The organism is Pseudomonas sp. HMWF021 (genome assembly GCF_003061005.1).
Taxonomy (GTDB): domain Bacteria; phylum Pseudomonadota; class Gammaproteobacteria; order Pseudomonadales; family Pseudomonadaceae; genus Aquipseudomonas.
On record NZ_QAIK01000164.1, the window covers coordinates 39,663 to 53,589 of the forward strand.

Below are 13,927 nucleotides of genomic sequence, written 5' to 3' on the forward strand. Positions count from 1 at the left end.
TCAGTGACCACGAAGGACCTGGGCAACGGTCGCAACGTTATGGGCGAGGTGCAGCGGATTGATCGTTCCGACAATAGCACTGGCAACGCCGGGCTGCCGGAACAGCAACTCGAAGCTGGCGCGCACCGGATCCACACCCGGACTCAGGCATACATGGCCGCTGGCCAGGGCTTTTTTCACCAGAATGGCTTTGCCGTGGGCAGCAGCATAGTCAATGACTGCCTTCTCGTTCTGTTCGTTCAGATTGTAGGTAACCATCGCGCAGTCACCTTGCTCCAGCGCCTTGAGGCCGCCCTCGACGGTTTTGCCGGAGAAGCCGAAGCCGCGAATTTTGCCCTCGGCCTTGAGCGCCGCGAGGGTTGAATAGACTTCGCTGTCATTGAGGATCGCCAGGTCGTTGCCGTCCGAGTGCACCAGCACCAGGTCGATAAAATCGGTTTCAAGACGTTGCAGGCTGCGCTCCACCGACATCCGCGTGTGCGCCGCACTGAAGTCATGGCGCGACAGGCCGTCGGCAAATTCTTCGCCGACCTTGCTGACGATTACCCAGTCCTGACGCTGACCGCGCAACAACGGGCCAAGGCGTTCTTCGCTGCGGCCATAGGCCGGGGCGGTGTCGATCAGGTTGATGCCCAGCCCTTTGGCCTGATTGAGCAGCAGGCGTGCGGCGTCATCGTCGGGAATCTGGAAGCCATTGGGGTATTTCACCCCTTGGTCACGGCCAAGCTTGACCGTGCCCAGGCCCAGCGGGGAAACCATCAGGCCGGTGCTGCCCAATGGACGATGCAGTTCGTGCAGGGTCGCTACGCTCATGGCAACAGTTGCTCCCAGGCGGGTACGCCCATCGGTGGTTTTGGCAGTGCCGGCAATGGCTCGGCAGCTTGCGGCTGGATGCCGTCGCGTTCCAGCGAGGCGATGACCCGGTCGGCGAAGTCCGGCGCCAGTGCCAGTTTGGTCGGCCAGCCGACCAGCAGGCGACCCTCCTCGGCGAGGAAGGCGTTGTCCGGGCGGGTCAGGCCGGTTTGCAGCGGCTCGGCGCGATCCACGCGCAACGTCGCCCACTGCACCTGGCTCAGGTCGATCCATGGCAGCAACTGGCCGAGTTCTTTCTGTGCGGTGGCGATCTGTCCGGCGGGCTCGCGGGCGACGCCGTCGCTTTCGGCAATGTCGCCGCCCAGGTACCAGACCCAGTTGCCGTCGGCGGCCGGGTGGGTGGTGATGGTGATGCGCGGCTTGGTGCCGCCGCCCAGGCAGTGGGCGTACAGCGGCTTCAGGCTCGGGCCTTTGGCGATGATCATGTGCAGGGGTCGACGTTGCATCTGCGGATGAGTCAGGCCCAGGTCTTCCAGCAACCGGGCAGTGCCGGCACCGGCACTGAGAACGATGCGCTGGGCGCGAATCTCGCGGCCGTCGACTCTCAGGCCGACCAGCACGCCCGCTTCCAGCAGCGGTTCGATGGTTTGCCCGGCAAGCAGGCCATCACCGGCCTGATCCGCCAGGCGCTGGATCAGGCTCGGTACGTCGACCACCAGTTCGGCGAGGCGATAGACCTTGCCCTTGAAGCGCTTGTCTTGCAGGGCCGGCGGCAGTTGATCGCCCTTGACCTGATCGACCCGGCCACGTACGGCCTTGCTGGCGAAGAAACTGGTGAGGTTGCCGGCGAGGGTGCCGGGTGACCACAGGTAATGCGCTTCGGACAGCAGACGTACACCGGACAGATCCAGCTCGCCGTTGCCGGCCAGCGCCTCACGCCAGCGGCGCGGCATGTCGGCGATGGCTTCCGAGGCGCCGGTGAGCGCGCCGTGCAACGCATATTTGGCGCCGCCGTGAATGATGCCCTGGGACTTCACACTTTGCCCGCCACCGAGGCTGGCGTTTTCCACCAGCACGGTCGAAAAACCCTGACGGCGCAGACGCGCGTTCAGCCAGAGGCCGGCGACACCAGCGCCGACAATCAGAACGTCGGTGGAAATAACGGATGGCATGCAACGACCTCAGTGTTCAAGACGAGGGCGCAGTATACAGACTCGGGAAAGAGCGGGATTTGTCGATGATCAACAGGGCTGATGCAAAACCAAATGTGGGAGCGGGCTTGCTCGCGAATGCGGTGTGTCAGTTAACAGAGATGTTGTTGATACACCGCATTCGCGAGCAAGCCCGCTCCCACAGGGGATTTGCGTTACTGCCAATCAGTGCCCTGCGGTCTTGGAGAACAGCTGGATGACCACCACGCCGAGCACGATCAGCGCCATGCCGAGCATCGCCGGCACATCCAGCTTCTGCCCGTAAATGAACAGCGCCGCGACGCTGACCATCACGATGCCCATGCCCGCCCACACGGCATACGCCACGCCCACCGGCACCGTGCGCACCACCAGGGTCAGCATCCAGAACGCGATACCGTATCCGACGATGACCAGAATCAGCGGCAGCGGCGTACTCAGGCCTTTGACCGCTTTCATCGAAACCGTGGCGATCACTTCGGCGCAAATGGCGATAGCCAGAAAGGCGTAAGCGTTCATGTGTAAATCCTCATGTAAAACGTTGCTTGCTGAGGCGGCATTCTAGTCGTTCGTCAGATGCGGTAAAGTCATTACCTATCTGTTTTGAAGATGGGTTGCAGCATGAACACCCAGTGGAATCTGGAACAACTGCGCGCTTTCGTCAGCGTCGCCGAACAGCGTTCGTTCTCCGCCGTGGCGCGCCAGCAACGCAAGGCGCAGTCGGCGATCAGCAGCGCCATTGCCATGCTGGAAGATGATCTGGGCGTCAGCCTGTTCGAGCGTAGCAGTGGTCGCCAGCCCCGGCTCACCGAAGCCGGTGAAGCGCTGCTCGAAGAGGCGCGGGAGGTGTTGCGCCAATGCGAGCGCCTCAATGGTCGGGCGATGGCGATGATGCGCGGTCAGGAAGCACAGTTGCGCGTGGCGCAGGACGAAGCGATGCCGTATCAGGCACTGGTGGAAAGCTTCGACGCGCTGGCCGAGCAATTTCCCAGTCTCGAAGTGCAACTGACCAGCGCCGCCCAGGGTGAAGTCGCCCGCAAACTGGTCGAGCGTCGCGCCGATCTGGGTTTGCTGTTTTATCACGATGAGATTCCCGAAGCGTTGGAGCGTCGGGTATTGGGCCGGGTGGAAATGGTCACCGTCTGCGGGATCAATCATCCGCTCGCGAAGCAGTCCTACGTCACCTGCCAGCAACTGGCGCAACATCGGCAACTGTTGATGTCGACGCAAACCAGCGTCTATCCCGGCAACGAACCGGCCAGCCCGCAGGTGTGGCGCGCCGACAGCTTCTACGTGATGGCCGAATGGCTGGTGCGGGATCTGGGCTGGGCGTGGCTGCCCCGGCATGTGGTTCAGTACTCGGCTTATCAGGGTTTGATGGTTGAGCTGGACAGTGAATGGACTCCGCCGGCGCTGGTGGTGGAGCTGGTCTGGCGTCGGGATGAGCCTTTGGGGCCGGCGGCGCGCTGGCTGGCGGAACGTTTTGCCGTGCACTTGCGGGCGATTGGCGACAAAAGTCGATAAACTCCGCCGCCATGAATAGAACTCTCTACACCGCGCTGTTTTACCTGGGGCTGCCATTGGTGGCGATTCGGCTGTGGCTGCGCTCGCGCAAGGCCCCGGCATATGCCAAACGGATTGGCGAGCGCTTTTCCTGCGGGATGCCGTCACTGCAGCCCGGCGGGATCTGGGTGCACGCGGTGTCGGTAGGCGAAAGCATTGCCGCTGCGCCGATGATTCGCGCCTTGCTGCAACGTTATCCACAGCTGCCGATCACCGTGACCTGCATGACTCCGACCGGTTCGGAACGGATTCAGGCACTGTTCGCCAATGAGCCGCGTATCCAGCATTGTTATCTGCCCTATGACTTGCCGTGCGCAGCGGCGCGTTTTCTGGATCGCGCCCAGCCGAAACTGGCGGTGATCATGGAAACCGAACTGTGGCCCAATCACATTCATCAGTGCGCCATGCGCGGGATTCCCGTTGCGCTGGCAAACGGCCGACTGTCCGAGCGTTCCGCCAGAGGTTATGGCCGCTTCAGCAAACTGACTGCGCCGATGCTCGCTGAAATGAGTTTTTTTGCGGTGCAGACCGAGGCCGAAGCCCGGCGTTTCCGCGATCTGGGTGCGCGCCCGGAAACGGTCGAGGTCACCGGCTCGATCAAGTTCGACCTGACCATCGACCCGCAACTGCTGCAGCGCGCCCATGAACTGCGCGGCCAGTGGCAGGCGCTGGAGCGTCCGGTGTGGATCGCCGCCAGCACCCACGAAGGCGAAGACGAAGTGGTGCTCGACGCCCATCGTCGCCTGCTGGCGAACTACCCCAATGCGTTGCTGATTCTGGTGCCGCGTCATCCCGAACGTTTCAACTCGGTGTTCGAGTTGTGCCAGCGCGAAGGCTTTGCCACGGTGCGCCGTTCCACCGGTGCCAATGTCGATGCAGGCACCTCGGTGCTGCTCGGCGACACCATGGGCGAGTTGTTGTTTCTCTATGCACTGGCTGACAGCGCTTTCGTCGGTGGCAGCCTTGTGCCGAACGGCGGGCACAATCTGCTGGAGCCGGCGGCACTGGCAAAACCGGTGATCAGCGGCCCGCACCTGTTCAACTTCCTCGACATCGCAGCGCAGTTGCGCGAAGCCGGCGCGCTGGCCGAAGTGGATGACGCCGAAGGGCTGGCGGTGGAAGTGCAGCGGCTGTTCGAATTGCCCCGCGATGCGCAACGCATGGCCGAGGCCGGGCTGGCAGTGATGCGGCGTAATCAGGGTGCGTTGCAGCGGTTGCTGGATGGGCTGGGCCGGTTGATCAAGTAAGTTTTCACACCCAAAAGCGAAAAGATCGCAGCGTGCCGCAGCTCCTACAATTGGAATGCATTTTCCTGTAGGAGCTGCGGCACGCTGCGATCTTTTGCTTTTAAGACTTAAGGCCGAGCCTTGAGCTGCGCCTCGGCTGCCTTGGCCAGATCCGGCGGCAGGAAGTCCTTGTCCGGGTTGTAGTCGGCTTTCAGATAACGCCGCAGATCTTCCAGGTCACCCGGGTTCAAGGTCCCCGCCGCCTGCTTCAGGCGCAGGTTGTCGAGGATGTAGTCGTAGCGGGTGTTGTTGTAGTTGCGCACCGAGGTGTACAGCTGGCGCTGGGCGTCGAGCACGTCGACGATGTTGCGCGTACCCACCTGATAACCGATTTCCGTGGCTTCCACCGCGCTCTGGTTGGAGATGATCGACTGACGGCGTGCCTGCACCTGCTCGACATCGGTGTTCACCGCGCGGTGCAGGTTGCGGGTGTTTTCCACCACTTGCCGGCGCAGGGATTCGCGCTGTTGCTCGCTCTGATCCAGTTGCGCATAGGACTGACGCACTTGCGAACTGGTCAGCCCGCCGCTGTAGATCGGAATGTTGAGTTGCAGGCCCAGCGTGCTCTGCTCGACGTTGCCACTGTACGGCGTACCGAAGGCGTTCGGGTTGGCGAAGCCCAGAGCGTCGTTGTCACCCTTTTCGTATTTGGCCACGGCATCGAGGGTCGGCAGGTGGCCGGCCTTGCGCTGCTTGAGGGTCTGTTCGGCGGAGCTGACCGCAAAGTTGCTCGCCAACAGATTGAGGTTCTGCTTGCCCGCGGTGTCGACCCAGGCTTTGGCGTCGTTCGGTATCGGCGGCAGGATCGGCAGCGTGTGGACGATGCCCTGAATCGAGTTGTACTGACGGTTGGTCAGGGTGATCAGCGCTTCGAACGCATCGTCGACCTGACGCTGGGCGACGATGCGGTTGGCGCGCGCGGTGTCATAGCTGGCTTGCGATTGCAGCACGTCGGTCTTGTCCGACAGGCCGACATCGAAGCGCTCGTTGGACTGGTCGAGCTGACGCTTGAACGCGGCTTCTTCGGCCTTGGTCGAGGCGAGGTTGTCCTGACTGCGCAGAACGTTGAAGTAGCTTTCGGCCGATTGCAGGATCAGGTTCTGTTCGGTGGCCGAGAGTTGCAGGGCGGCCTGTTCGTTGACGTCCTTGGCGGCCTGGTACTGGAACCAGCGGTCGGCGCGGAACAAGGGCTGGGCGAGGGTCGCCTGATAGGAATGCGCGCTGCGATTGGCGATGGCCGAAGGCTGATCGATGGAGGTGCGCACGTCCGCCACTTCGGCACCGCCCGACAGGTTGGGCAGCAGGCCGGCGCGGGCCTGGGGCACCACTTCTTTCTGGGCGCCATACTGGGCGCGGGCGGCGGCCAGATCGGCGTTGTTGTCGACCGCTTCCTGATAGACGCTGACCAGATCGGTTTTGGTCGACAAGGGCGCTTCTGCTGCCCAGGCCATTGCGTTGGACGCACAAGACACGGCAAGAGCCAGTGAAAGTTTGCGCAGCATGAGGCGATCCCTAGCAAAAAAATATTATGAAAATAATGTGCGCGCCAAGGCTACGGCGCAGCCCCCGCAGCGTCAAGGCGCGCGAAGCACAGCGAGTGTAGTTGTGCAAACGTGCGGCAACAATCCTGCAAGTCCCGGTAATTGCGCCATTCATCATGGTGTTTGCCGCGGTGTTGGCGTTCTTTGCCGGTTGTGTCTAGACTGGCCGGGTTCTTGTCGGGGTGCCTTGCTATGAGGCTGAGATCGAATAATTTCGGATCCCGTTGAACCTGATCAGGTTAGCGCCTGCGTAGGGAACAAGATTTCTCGTCACCCGGCGAGTCCTCTTGTGCTTCGTCCGGGAAATTGTTCGACAATCGAACGCTCGACGACGATGCACAGCACCAGTCCTGGTGCGTCCGTGCCTTTCAGGTTCTGCTCCGACAATCCACTGCCTGGATGCTGTCTGGAGAGCCCGTGATGACGACAAAAGCAAAAAACGCGATCAACCTGAGTGACTCGGCCAAGGTCGACGAGCAATCGGTCAAGCCGTTCACCCGTTCGCAAAAAGTCTACGTTCAGGGCTCGCGCCCGGACATCCGCGTGCCGATGCGCGAAATCACCCTGGATGTGACGCCGACCGACTTCGGCGGCGAAATCAACGCACCGGTCACCGTCTACGACACCTCCGGCCCGTACACCGATCCGAACGTGGTGATCGACGTGCGCAAGGGGCTGGGCGACGTGCGTTCGGCGTGGATCGACGACCGTGGCGACACCGAGCGTCTGCCGGGCCTGAGTTCGAATTTCGGTCAGGAACGCCTGGCCGATCCTGAGCTGACCAAACTGCGTTTCGCCCACGTCAATAACCCGCGCCGGGCCAAGGCAGGGGCCAACGTCAGCCAGATGCATTACGCGCGCAAAGGCATCATCACCGCCGAGATGGAATACGTCGCCATCCGCGAAAACATGAAGCTGCAAGAGGCCCGCGCTGCCGGCCTGCTGAACCAGCAACACGCCGGCCACAGCTTCGGCGCGAGCATCCCGAAAGAAATCACCGCCGAGTTCGTGCGCGAAGAAATCGCCCGTGGCCGCGCGATCATTCCGGCCAACATCAACCACGTCGAACTGGAACCGATGATCATTGGCCGTAACTTCCTGGTGAAGATCAACGGCAACATCGGCAACAGCGCCCTGGGTTCGTCCATCGAAGAAGAAGTGGCGAAACTGACCTGGGGCATTCGCTGGGGCTCGGACACCGTGATGGACCTGTCCACCGGCAAACACATCCACGAAACCCGCGAGTGGATCATCCGCAACTCGCCGGTGCCGATCGGTACGGTGCCGATCTACCAGGCGCTGGAGAAGGTCAACGGCGTCGCCGAAGACCTGACCTGGGAGCTGTTCCGCGACACGCTGATCGAGCAGGCCGAGCAGGGCGTCGACTACTTCACCATCCACGCTGGCGTGCTGTTGCGCTACGTGCCGCTGACCGCCAAGCGCGTGACCGGCATCGTCTCCCGTGGCGGTTCGATCATGGCCAAGTGGTGCCTGGCGCACCACAAAGAGAACTTCCTCTACACCCACTTCGACGAAATCTGCGAAATCATGAAGGCCTACGACGTCAGCTTCTCGCTGGGCGACGGCCTGCGTCCGGGCTCGATTGCCGACGCCAACGACGAAGCGCAATTCGGCGAACTGGAAACCCTCGGTGAGCTGACCAAAATCGCCTGGAAGCACGACGTGCAGTGCATGATCGAAGGCCCGGGCCACGTGCCGATGCAGTTGATCAAGGAGAACATGGACAAGCAGCTGGAGTGCTGCGACGAGGCGCCGTTCTACACCCTCGGCCCGCTGACCACCGACATCGCGCCGGGTTACGACCACATCACCTCGGGTATCGGTGCGGCGATGATCGGCTGGTTCGGTTGCGCCATGCTCTGCTACGTGACGCCGAAGGAACACCTCGGCTTGCCGAACAAGGATGACGTGAAAACCGGGATCATCACCTACAAGATCGCCGCGCATGCCGCCGACCTTGCCAAGGGCCACCCGGGCGCGCAGATTCGCGACAACGCCTTGAGCAAGGCGCGTTTCGAATTCCGTTGGGAAGACCAGTTCAACCTCGGCCTGGACCCGGACACCGCGCGTTCGTATCACGACGAAACCCTGCCGAAGGACTCGGCCAAGGTCGCGCATTTCTGTTCGATGTGCGGGCCGAAATTCTGCTCGATGAAGATCACCCAGGAAGTCCGCGAATACGCGGCCAACCAGCGGATCGACGCGGTCGACGTGGACGTCGCCCAGGGCCTTGCGGAGCAGGCCGAGCGGTTCAAGAAGGAAGGCAGTCAGCTGTACAAGAAAGTTTGATCTGACCTGAAGTCTGCGGTGTCTGTGCTGGCCCCTTCGCGAGCAAGCCCGCTCCCACATTTGAATCCAGCTGTTCACGAAACTTGTGTTCACAGGCGATCCAGTGTGGGAGCGGGCTTGCTCGCGAAGACGTCAGAACAGGCACCAAGGATCTCAATGACAAAAATACTCCTCCGAGATAACACCCTTGAGCATTCAACCCGGCACTTATTCCCCCGACCTCGCCGTACCCGCCGACAAGCGGGTATTCGGCGGTCGCGATCTGTTTTCCCTGTGGTTCTCCCTCGGCATCGGCCTGATGGTCTTGCAGACCGGCGCATTGCTCGCCCCCGGTCTGGGGCTGTCCGGTTCGTTGCTGGCGATTTTCCTCGGCACCCTGGTTGGCGTGCTGCTGCTGGCCGCCGTTGGCGTGATCGGCAGCGACACCGGTCTGTCATCGATGGCTGCCCTCAAGCTCAGCCTCGGCAGCAAAGGCGCAAGCCTGCCGGCGCTGCTCAACCTGCTGCAACTGATCGGTTGGGGCTCGTTCGAAATCATCGTCATGCGCGATGCCGCCAGCCTGCTCGGCACCCGCGCGTTCAGCGAAGGTTCGCTGTGGGCCAACCCGATGTTGTGGACCTTGTGCTTTGGTGCGCTGGCGACTCTGCTCGCGGTCAGCGGGCCGCTGACGTTCGTGCGCAAGATCCTGCGCAAATGGGGCATCTGGCTGATTCTGGCCGCGTGCATCTGGCTGACCTGGAATCTGTTCGCCAAGGCTGATCTGGCGGCACTCTGGGCGCGCAGCGGTGATGGCTCGATGCCGTTCGCCGTGGGCTTTGACATTGCCATCGCCATGCCGCTGTCGTGGCTGCCGTTGATTGCCGATTACTCGCGTTTCGGCAAGCGTGCGAAGAATGTATTCGGCGGCACCGCCATCGGGTTCTTCATCGGCAATTTCTGGTTGATGAGCCTAGGCGTGGCCTACACCCTGGCGTTCGCGCCGAGTGGTGAAGTCAATGCGCTGCTGTTGGCTTTGGCCGGTGCCGGCCTGGGGATTCCGCTGTTGCTGATTCTTTTGGACGAATCGGAAAACGCCTTCGCCGACATTCATTCGGCAGCGGTATCGAGCGGGATTCTGTTGCGCCTGAAAGTCGAGCATCTGGCCTTGGCCATCGGCGTGCTCTGCACCCTGATCGCCCTGCTGGCGCCACTGGCGCAGTACCAGAACTTCCTGTTGCTGATCGGCTCGGTGTTCGCGCCGCTGTTCGGCGTGGTGCTGGTGGATCACTTCATCCTGCGCAAGCGCCGGGGCCAGGTCGCTTCGGCCGCGTTGCGCTGGCCGGCGCTGTTGGCGTGGCTGGGCGGTATCAGCACCTACCACTTGCTGGCAAATCTGTATCCGGACATCGGCGCGACCCTGCCGGCACTGGTGCTGGCAGGGCTGTTGCAGCTGGTGCTTGGCCGGGCCTTCAGTTACGGCCGGGAAACAGCTCAGGCTTGAGAATGCCGTTCAGACGCGGGTAAGGAATCTTCAGTTCGACGTGACCCAGCGCGTAAGGCGCGATGGTGCTCACGTCGTACTTGAGGATCACGCCACCGTAGGTCAGCGCCACGTTCGGAGTTTTCACGAACGGCCAGCTCTTCACGAAATCCGCTTCCTGATCGAGCTTGGTGCTGATCAGCCAGCTGTTGTGCGCGACCTGCGCGGCTTTCCAGAATGCGTCTTCCTGACCCGGCAGCAACATGTCCGACAGGTTCAACACCTTGTGCTGCTGGCGCGAGTAGTTGATGAAGCCGCGACCCGGCGTGCCATGGGCGCCGCCGGTGTCGAGATAGCTCGACAGTTCGATGATCACCAAGCCGTCATGCTGCTCGCGTACCTTGGCCTGCAGATAGCTGCTGTTGCGCGGGCCGGCGTTGCGCAGGAATTGATCACGATAGGCGGCCAGCGTCGGCGCAACCGGGGCGTTGGCCTCGGTGCGGGTCATTTGCAGCAGACGTTTTTCGATGATGCCGTCCAGCGCAGGTTCAGCCGCAAAGTGCAGGGTGTCGATGTTCACCAGCGGGCAGTCCGGGTTGGAGCAACCGGGTTTCAGGGTTTCCGAGGCGTCGCGGGTGGTGTCCAGCGGCGTGCGGTAGTTGGGCTGGAACAGGTTGGCGCAGGCGCCCAGGGTCAGGGCGATGGCGGCCACGGAGGCAATTTTGAAAAGCGACATGGGCGTCCTTTCTGAAACAGGGGAAGGCAAAAAGTTATCCGCTTCGACTCTCGCCGAAGCAGTCAGTTCGCCACTAAGCTAATTAGAGTGGGTTTCGCCGCCACCGTCCATCCCGCTGACGGTAAAGGGGCTGCATCAATCATCGCGGGCGCGTTAGGATGGCGCGAAGTCGAGGTCGCCAGTCACAACAAGCAACCTCGTATTGGATTTGCAGCAAGAGAGGATGCTCATGACAGATTTTGCCACCGCCACGCCGGCCACCGTCGATGTCGTAAAGCGCGAGCGCTGCTACGAGGGCTTCTACAAGCTCGACCGTTTGCACCTGCGCCATGAACTGTTCGCCGGCGGCATGAGCCGTGAAATCAACCGCGAAGTCTTCGTGCGTCACGATGCGGTGTGCCTGCTGCCTTACGATCCGCAGCGCGACGAAGTGGTGCTGATCGAGCAGTTTCGCGTCGGTGCCATGGGCAAGACCGATAACCCGTGGCTGGTCGAACTGGTCGCCGGTCTGATCGACAAGGCCGAAGTGCCGGAAGAAGTTGCTCACCGCGAGGCGCAGGAGGAAGCTGGGCTGGACATCAAGGCCCTGTGGCCGATGACTCGATATTTCCCGTCGCCGGGTGGCAGCAACGAATTCGTGCATCTGTTTCTGGGGCGTTGCAGCACCGAAGGCGTAGGCGGCCTGCATGGGCTGGAGGAAGAAGCAGAAGATATCCGCGTCACGGTCTGGGCCTTCGAAGATGCCTTGCAGGCCGTCCGTGACGGACGCATTGCCAACGCGGCGAGCATCATCGCCTTGCAATGGCTGGCGCTCAACCGCGCCGAAGTGAGGGGGTTATGGTCGTAAACAAGCTGCGCGATCGTTATCGGGTTGACCTTGCGGGGCTGCAGGCCGCCTGCGAGGCTAACTACGCGCGCCTGATGCGGCTGGTGCCAGACATGCGCAACGACCCCGAGGCGCGGCGCATCGCCGTGACCCAGGGCGAGCAGATGCTCGGCGTGCTGGCCCTCGAAGTGCTGCAGACCTGCCCGTACACCACCACTTTGCAGGTGCGTCAGGAACACAGCCTGCCGTGGCTGCCGGTGCCGCAGCTGGAAGTGCAGGTGTATCACGACGCACGCATGGCCGAGGTCATCAGCGCCGAACATGCACGACGCTTTCGCGGCATCTATTCTTACCCGAACGCCGCGATGCATCAGCCGGATGAAAAGGCCCAGCTCAATCTGTTCCTGGGGGAATGGCTGAGCCATTGTCTGGCCCTGGGGCACGAGTACGAAGTCGTACGCTAGTTGTGAACTGCGTCCGGTTCGCCGGTTTCCCCTTTGCGTCTTCCCCCAGCATAATTGCGGCACTCAACCGATTCCGTGCTTTTGCCCTGGGAGAACGCCTTGCCGAGCGTATCCGCATTGACCACCGCCGATCCGGCGTTGCTGGTGCAGTTATCCGACAGTCATCTGTTCGCCGAGGCGGACGGCACGCTGCTGGGCATGAACACCCGCGAGAGCCTGCAAAAGGTCATTGAACTGGTGCTGGGGCAGCAGCCGCAGATCGATCTGATCCTCGCCACCGGTGATATATCCCAGGACGGCACGCTGGAGTCGTACCAACAATTTCGCCAGATGAGCGCGCAGATCAATGCGCCGGCGCGCTGGATTCCGGGCAACCACGATGAGCCGCTGATCATGGCTGAGGCTGCGGTGCAAAGTGCATTGCTGGAGTCGGTGGTCGATGTCGGCAACTGGCGCGTGACCTTGCTCGATTCGGCGGTGCCGGGTTCTGTGCCCGGTTATCTGCAGGACGATCAGTTGCAACTGCTGGCGCGTTCGCTGAGCGAAGCCCCGGAGCGTCATCATCTGGTGTGCTTCCACCATCATCCGGTGTCGATCGGTTGCCCGTGGATGGAGCCGATCGGTTTGCGTAACCCTGAAGCGTTCTTCGAGGTGCTGGACCGTTTCCCGCAGGCCCGCGCGGTGCTGTGGGGCCATGTGCATCAGGAAATCGACCGCGAACGCAACGGCGTGCGACTGCTGGCCTCGCCTTCGACCTGCATTCAGTTCGAACCGGGCAGTCATGACTTCAAGGTTGGCGAACAGGCGCCGGGGTATCGCTGGTTGCGGCTGTGGCCGGACGGGCGGCTGGAAACCGTCGTGGAGCGCGTGACCGGCTTCGAGTTCACCGTCGATTACGGCTCAAACGGTTACTGACACTCCCTGTAGGAGCTGCCGAAGGCTGCGATCTTTTGATTTTAAAAACAGGATCAAAAGATCGCAGCCTTCGGCAGCTCCTACAGGAGGTAGCGGGGGCCGGGAGGGCAGCATTGCATCGCGGGCATGCACATCATTTGTATGGCCCATCCCACCGCGACTCCCTGTAAACTCCGCTATCTTTCGCCGACACCCAGGGAGCTCAAATGTCCGGTTCGATCCTCTATATCCACGGTTTCAACAGCGCTCCGGCCTCGAAAAAGGCCTGTCAGCTGGTCGCGGTGATGGAGCGGCTGGGTTTGAGCGAGCAATTGCGTGTCCCGGCGCTGCACCACCACCCGCGTGAAGCCATCGGTCAGTTGCAGCAAGCGATTGCCGAACTCGGCCGGCCGTTACTGGTGGGAAGCTCCCTCGGCGGCTACTATGCGACTCACCTGGCTGAGCGCCACGGCTTGAAAGCCCTGCTGGTCAACCCGGCGGTCAGCCCGCACCGGATGTTCGACGGCTATCTGGGCATGCAGAAAAACCTGTATACCGATGAAACTTGGGAACTGACCCACGACCATGTGACGGCCCTGGCCGAGCTGGAAGTGCCGGCACCCGTGGACGCGCAGCGCTATCAGGTGTGGTTGCAGACCGGTGATGAAACACTGGATTATCGCCTCGCCCAGCAGTATTACCGGGCCTGTGCCTTGCGCATTCAGGCCGGCGGCGACCACAGTTTTCAGGGTTTTGCCGGGCAATTGCCGGCGTTGCTGAGTTTTGCCGGCATTGGCGCCGATTTGTATCAGGCAATCGATTTCACCGCACTGTGAAGTCTTGCC

Annotated in this window: 13 protein-coding genes and 1 riboswitch; of the genes, 8 read left to right on the forward strand and 5 right to left on the reverse strand. The window is 61.9% G+C overall.

Going from position 1 to position 13,927, the window contains the following annotated elements; translation table 11 throughout:
* The 3 genes from DBR18_RS23505 to DBR18_RS23515 all read right to left on the reverse strand — a co-directional run bounded on the left by DBR18_RS23505 (nucleotide 1) and on the right by DBR18_RS23515 (nucleotide 2,522).
* Nucleotides 1-813, reverse strand: a complete 813-nt coding sequence (locus DBR18_RS23505) for an aldo/keto reductase (RefSeq protein ID WP_108592115.1) — start codon at nucleotides 811-813, stop codon at nucleotides 1-3.
* On the reverse strand, nucleotides 810-1,985 hold the full coding sequence (locus DBR18_RS23510; RefSeq protein WP_108592116.1) for an FAD-binding oxidoreductase: 1,176 nt from the start codon (nucleotides 1,983-1,985) through the stop codon (nucleotides 810-812). The genes DBR18_RS23505 and DBR18_RS23510 overlap by 4 nt, the downstream gene beginning before the upstream one ends.
* Before the next feature lie 204 nt (nucleotides 1,986-2,189).
* Nucleotides 2,190-2,522: a multidrug efflux SMR transporter gene (locus DBR18_RS23515; RefSeq protein WP_003221050.1), complete on the reverse strand. Its 333-nt coding sequence runs from the start codon at nucleotides 2,520-2,522 to the stop codon at nucleotides 2,190-2,192.
* Between the two features lie 102 nt (nucleotides 2,523-2,624).
* On the opposite strand from DBR18_RS23515, the gene DBR18_RS23520 reads away from it, so the two are divergent.
* Both DBR18_RS23520 and waaA read left to right on the forward strand, forming a co-directional pair.
* Nucleotides 2,625-3,527: a LysR family transcriptional regulator gene (locus DBR18_RS23520; protein ID WP_108592117.1), complete on the forward strand. Its 903-nt coding sequence runs from the start codon at nucleotides 2,625-2,627 to the stop codon at nucleotides 3,525-3,527.
* 11 nt (nucleotides 3,528-3,538) lie between these two features.
* Complete coding sequence (waaA, locus tag DBR18_RS23525; RefSeq protein ID WP_108592118.1) at nucleotides 3,539-4,813, forward strand: lipid IV(A) 3-deoxy-D-manno-octulosonic acid transferase; 1,275 nt, start codon at nucleotides 3,539-3,541, stop codon at nucleotides 4,811-4,813.
* Between the two features lie 107 nt (nucleotides 4,814-4,920).
* Here waaA and DBR18_RS23530 read toward each other — a convergent pair whose 3' ends face one another.
* On the reverse strand, nucleotides 4,921-6,354 hold the full coding sequence (locus tag DBR18_RS23530; protein WP_108592119.1) for a TolC family outer membrane protein: 1,434 nt from the start codon (nucleotides 6,352-6,354) through the stop codon (nucleotides 4,921-4,923).
* A gap of 207 nt (nucleotides 6,355-6,561) precedes the next feature.
* Nucleotides 6,562-6,667, forward strand: a riboswitch (TPP riboswitch).
* 146 nt (nucleotides 6,668-6,813) lie between these two features.
* Here DBR18_RS23530 and thiC point away from each other — a divergent pair.
* Entirely contained in the window at nucleotides 6,814-8,703 is a 1,890-nt protein-coding gene (gene thiC, locus DBR18_RS23535; RefSeq protein ID WP_108592120.1) for a phosphomethylpyrimidine synthase ThiC, read from the forward strand.
* A gap of 187 nt (nucleotides 8,704-8,890) precedes the next feature.
* Nucleotides 8,891-10,183 carry a putative hydroxymethylpyrimidine transporter CytX gene (gene cytX / locus DBR18_RS23540; protein ID WP_108592121.1) on the forward strand — a complete coding sequence of 431 codons (1,293 nt, stop codon included), beginning with the start codon at nucleotides 8,891-8,893 and terminating at the stop codon, nucleotides 10,181-10,183.
* Here the strand turns inward: cytX and DBR18_RS23545 are convergent.
* Nucleotides 10,152-10,898: an RsiV family protein gene (locus DBR18_RS23545; RefSeq protein WP_108592122.1), complete on the reverse strand. Its 747-nt coding sequence runs from the start codon at nucleotides 10,896-10,898 to the stop codon at nucleotides 10,152-10,154. The genes cytX and DBR18_RS23545 overlap by 32 nt on opposite strands.
* 229 nt (nucleotides 10,899-11,127) lie before the next feature.
* Here DBR18_RS23545 and DBR18_RS23550 point away from each other — a divergent pair, with 229 nt between their 5' ends.
* From DBR18_RS23550 to DBR18_RS23565, 4 genes are all read left to right on the forward strand, one after another.
* Nucleotides 11,128-11,745, forward strand: a complete 618-nt coding sequence (locus DBR18_RS23550) for an NUDIX domain-containing protein (protein ID WP_108592123.1) — start codon at nucleotides 11,128-11,130, stop codon at nucleotides 11,743-11,745.
* Entirely contained in the window at nucleotides 11,736-12,188 is a 453-nt protein-coding gene (locus tag DBR18_RS23555) for a DUF1249 domain-containing protein (protein ID WP_108592124.1), read from the forward strand. Before DBR18_RS23550 ends, DBR18_RS23555 begins: the two co-directional genes overlap by 10 nt.
* Before the next feature lie 99 nt (nucleotides 12,189-12,287).
* Complete coding sequence (gene cpdA, locus DBR18_RS23560; protein WP_108592125.1) at nucleotides 12,288-13,103, forward strand: 3',5'-cyclic-AMP phosphodiesterase; 816 nt, start codon at nucleotides 12,288-12,290, stop codon at nucleotides 13,101-13,103.
* A 206-nt stretch (nucleotides 13,104-13,309) separates the two neighbouring features.
* Nucleotides 13,310-13,918 carry a YqiA/YcfP family alpha/beta fold hydrolase gene (locus DBR18_RS23565; protein ID WP_108592126.1) on the forward strand — a complete coding sequence of 203 codons (609 nt, stop codon included), beginning with the start codon at nucleotides 13,310-13,312 and terminating at the stop codon, nucleotides 13,916-13,918.
* Nucleotides 13,919-13,927: the final 9 nt, after the last annotated feature.

Excerpts from the sequence above, each read along its gene's own strand:
- waaA (WP_108592118.1), top strand. The coding sequence starts at position 3,539 with ATGAATAGAACTCTCTACACCGCGCTGTTTTACCTGGGGCTGCCATTG.
- DBR18_RS23530 (WP_108592119.1), bottom strand. The coding sequence starts at position 6,354 with ATGCTGCGCAAACTTTCACTGGCTCTTGCCGTGTCTTGTGCGTCCAAC.
- DBR18_RS23555 (WP_108592124.1), top strand. The coding sequence starts at position 11,736 with ATGGTCGTAAACAAGCTGCGCGATCGTTATCGGGTTGACCTTGCGGGG.
- thiC (WP_108592120.1), top strand. The coding sequence starts at position 6,814 with ATGACGACAAAAGCAAAAAACGCGATCAACCTGAGTGACTCGGCCAAG.
- DBR18_RS23510 (WP_108592116.1), bottom strand. The coding sequence starts at position 1,985 with ATGCCATCCGTTATTTCCACCGACGTTCTGATTGTCGGCGCTGGTGTC.
- DBR18_RS23565 (WP_108592126.1), top strand. The coding sequence starts at position 13,310 with ATGTCCGGTTCGATCCTCTATATCCACGGTTTCAACAGCGCTCCGGCC.
- DBR18_RS23515 (WP_003221050.1), bottom strand. The coding sequence starts at position 2,522 with ATGAACGCTTACGCCTTTCTGGCTATCGCCATTTGCGCCGAAGTGATC.
- DBR18_RS23505 (WP_108592115.1), bottom strand. The coding sequence starts at position 813 with ATGAGCGTAGCGACCCTGCACGAACTGCATCGTCCATTGGGCAGCACC.
- DBR18_RS23545 (WP_108592122.1), bottom strand. The coding sequence starts at position 10,898 with ATGTCGCTTTTCAAAATTGCCTCCGTGGCCGCCATCGCCCTGACCCTG.
- DBR18_RS23520 (WP_108592117.1), top strand. The coding sequence starts at position 2,625 with ATGAACACCCAGTGGAATCTGGAACAACTGCGCGCTTTCGTCAGCGTC.
- DBR18_RS23550 (WP_108592123.1), top strand. The coding sequence starts at position 11,128 with ATGACAGATTTTGCCACCGCCACGCCGGCCACCGTCGATGTCGTAAAG.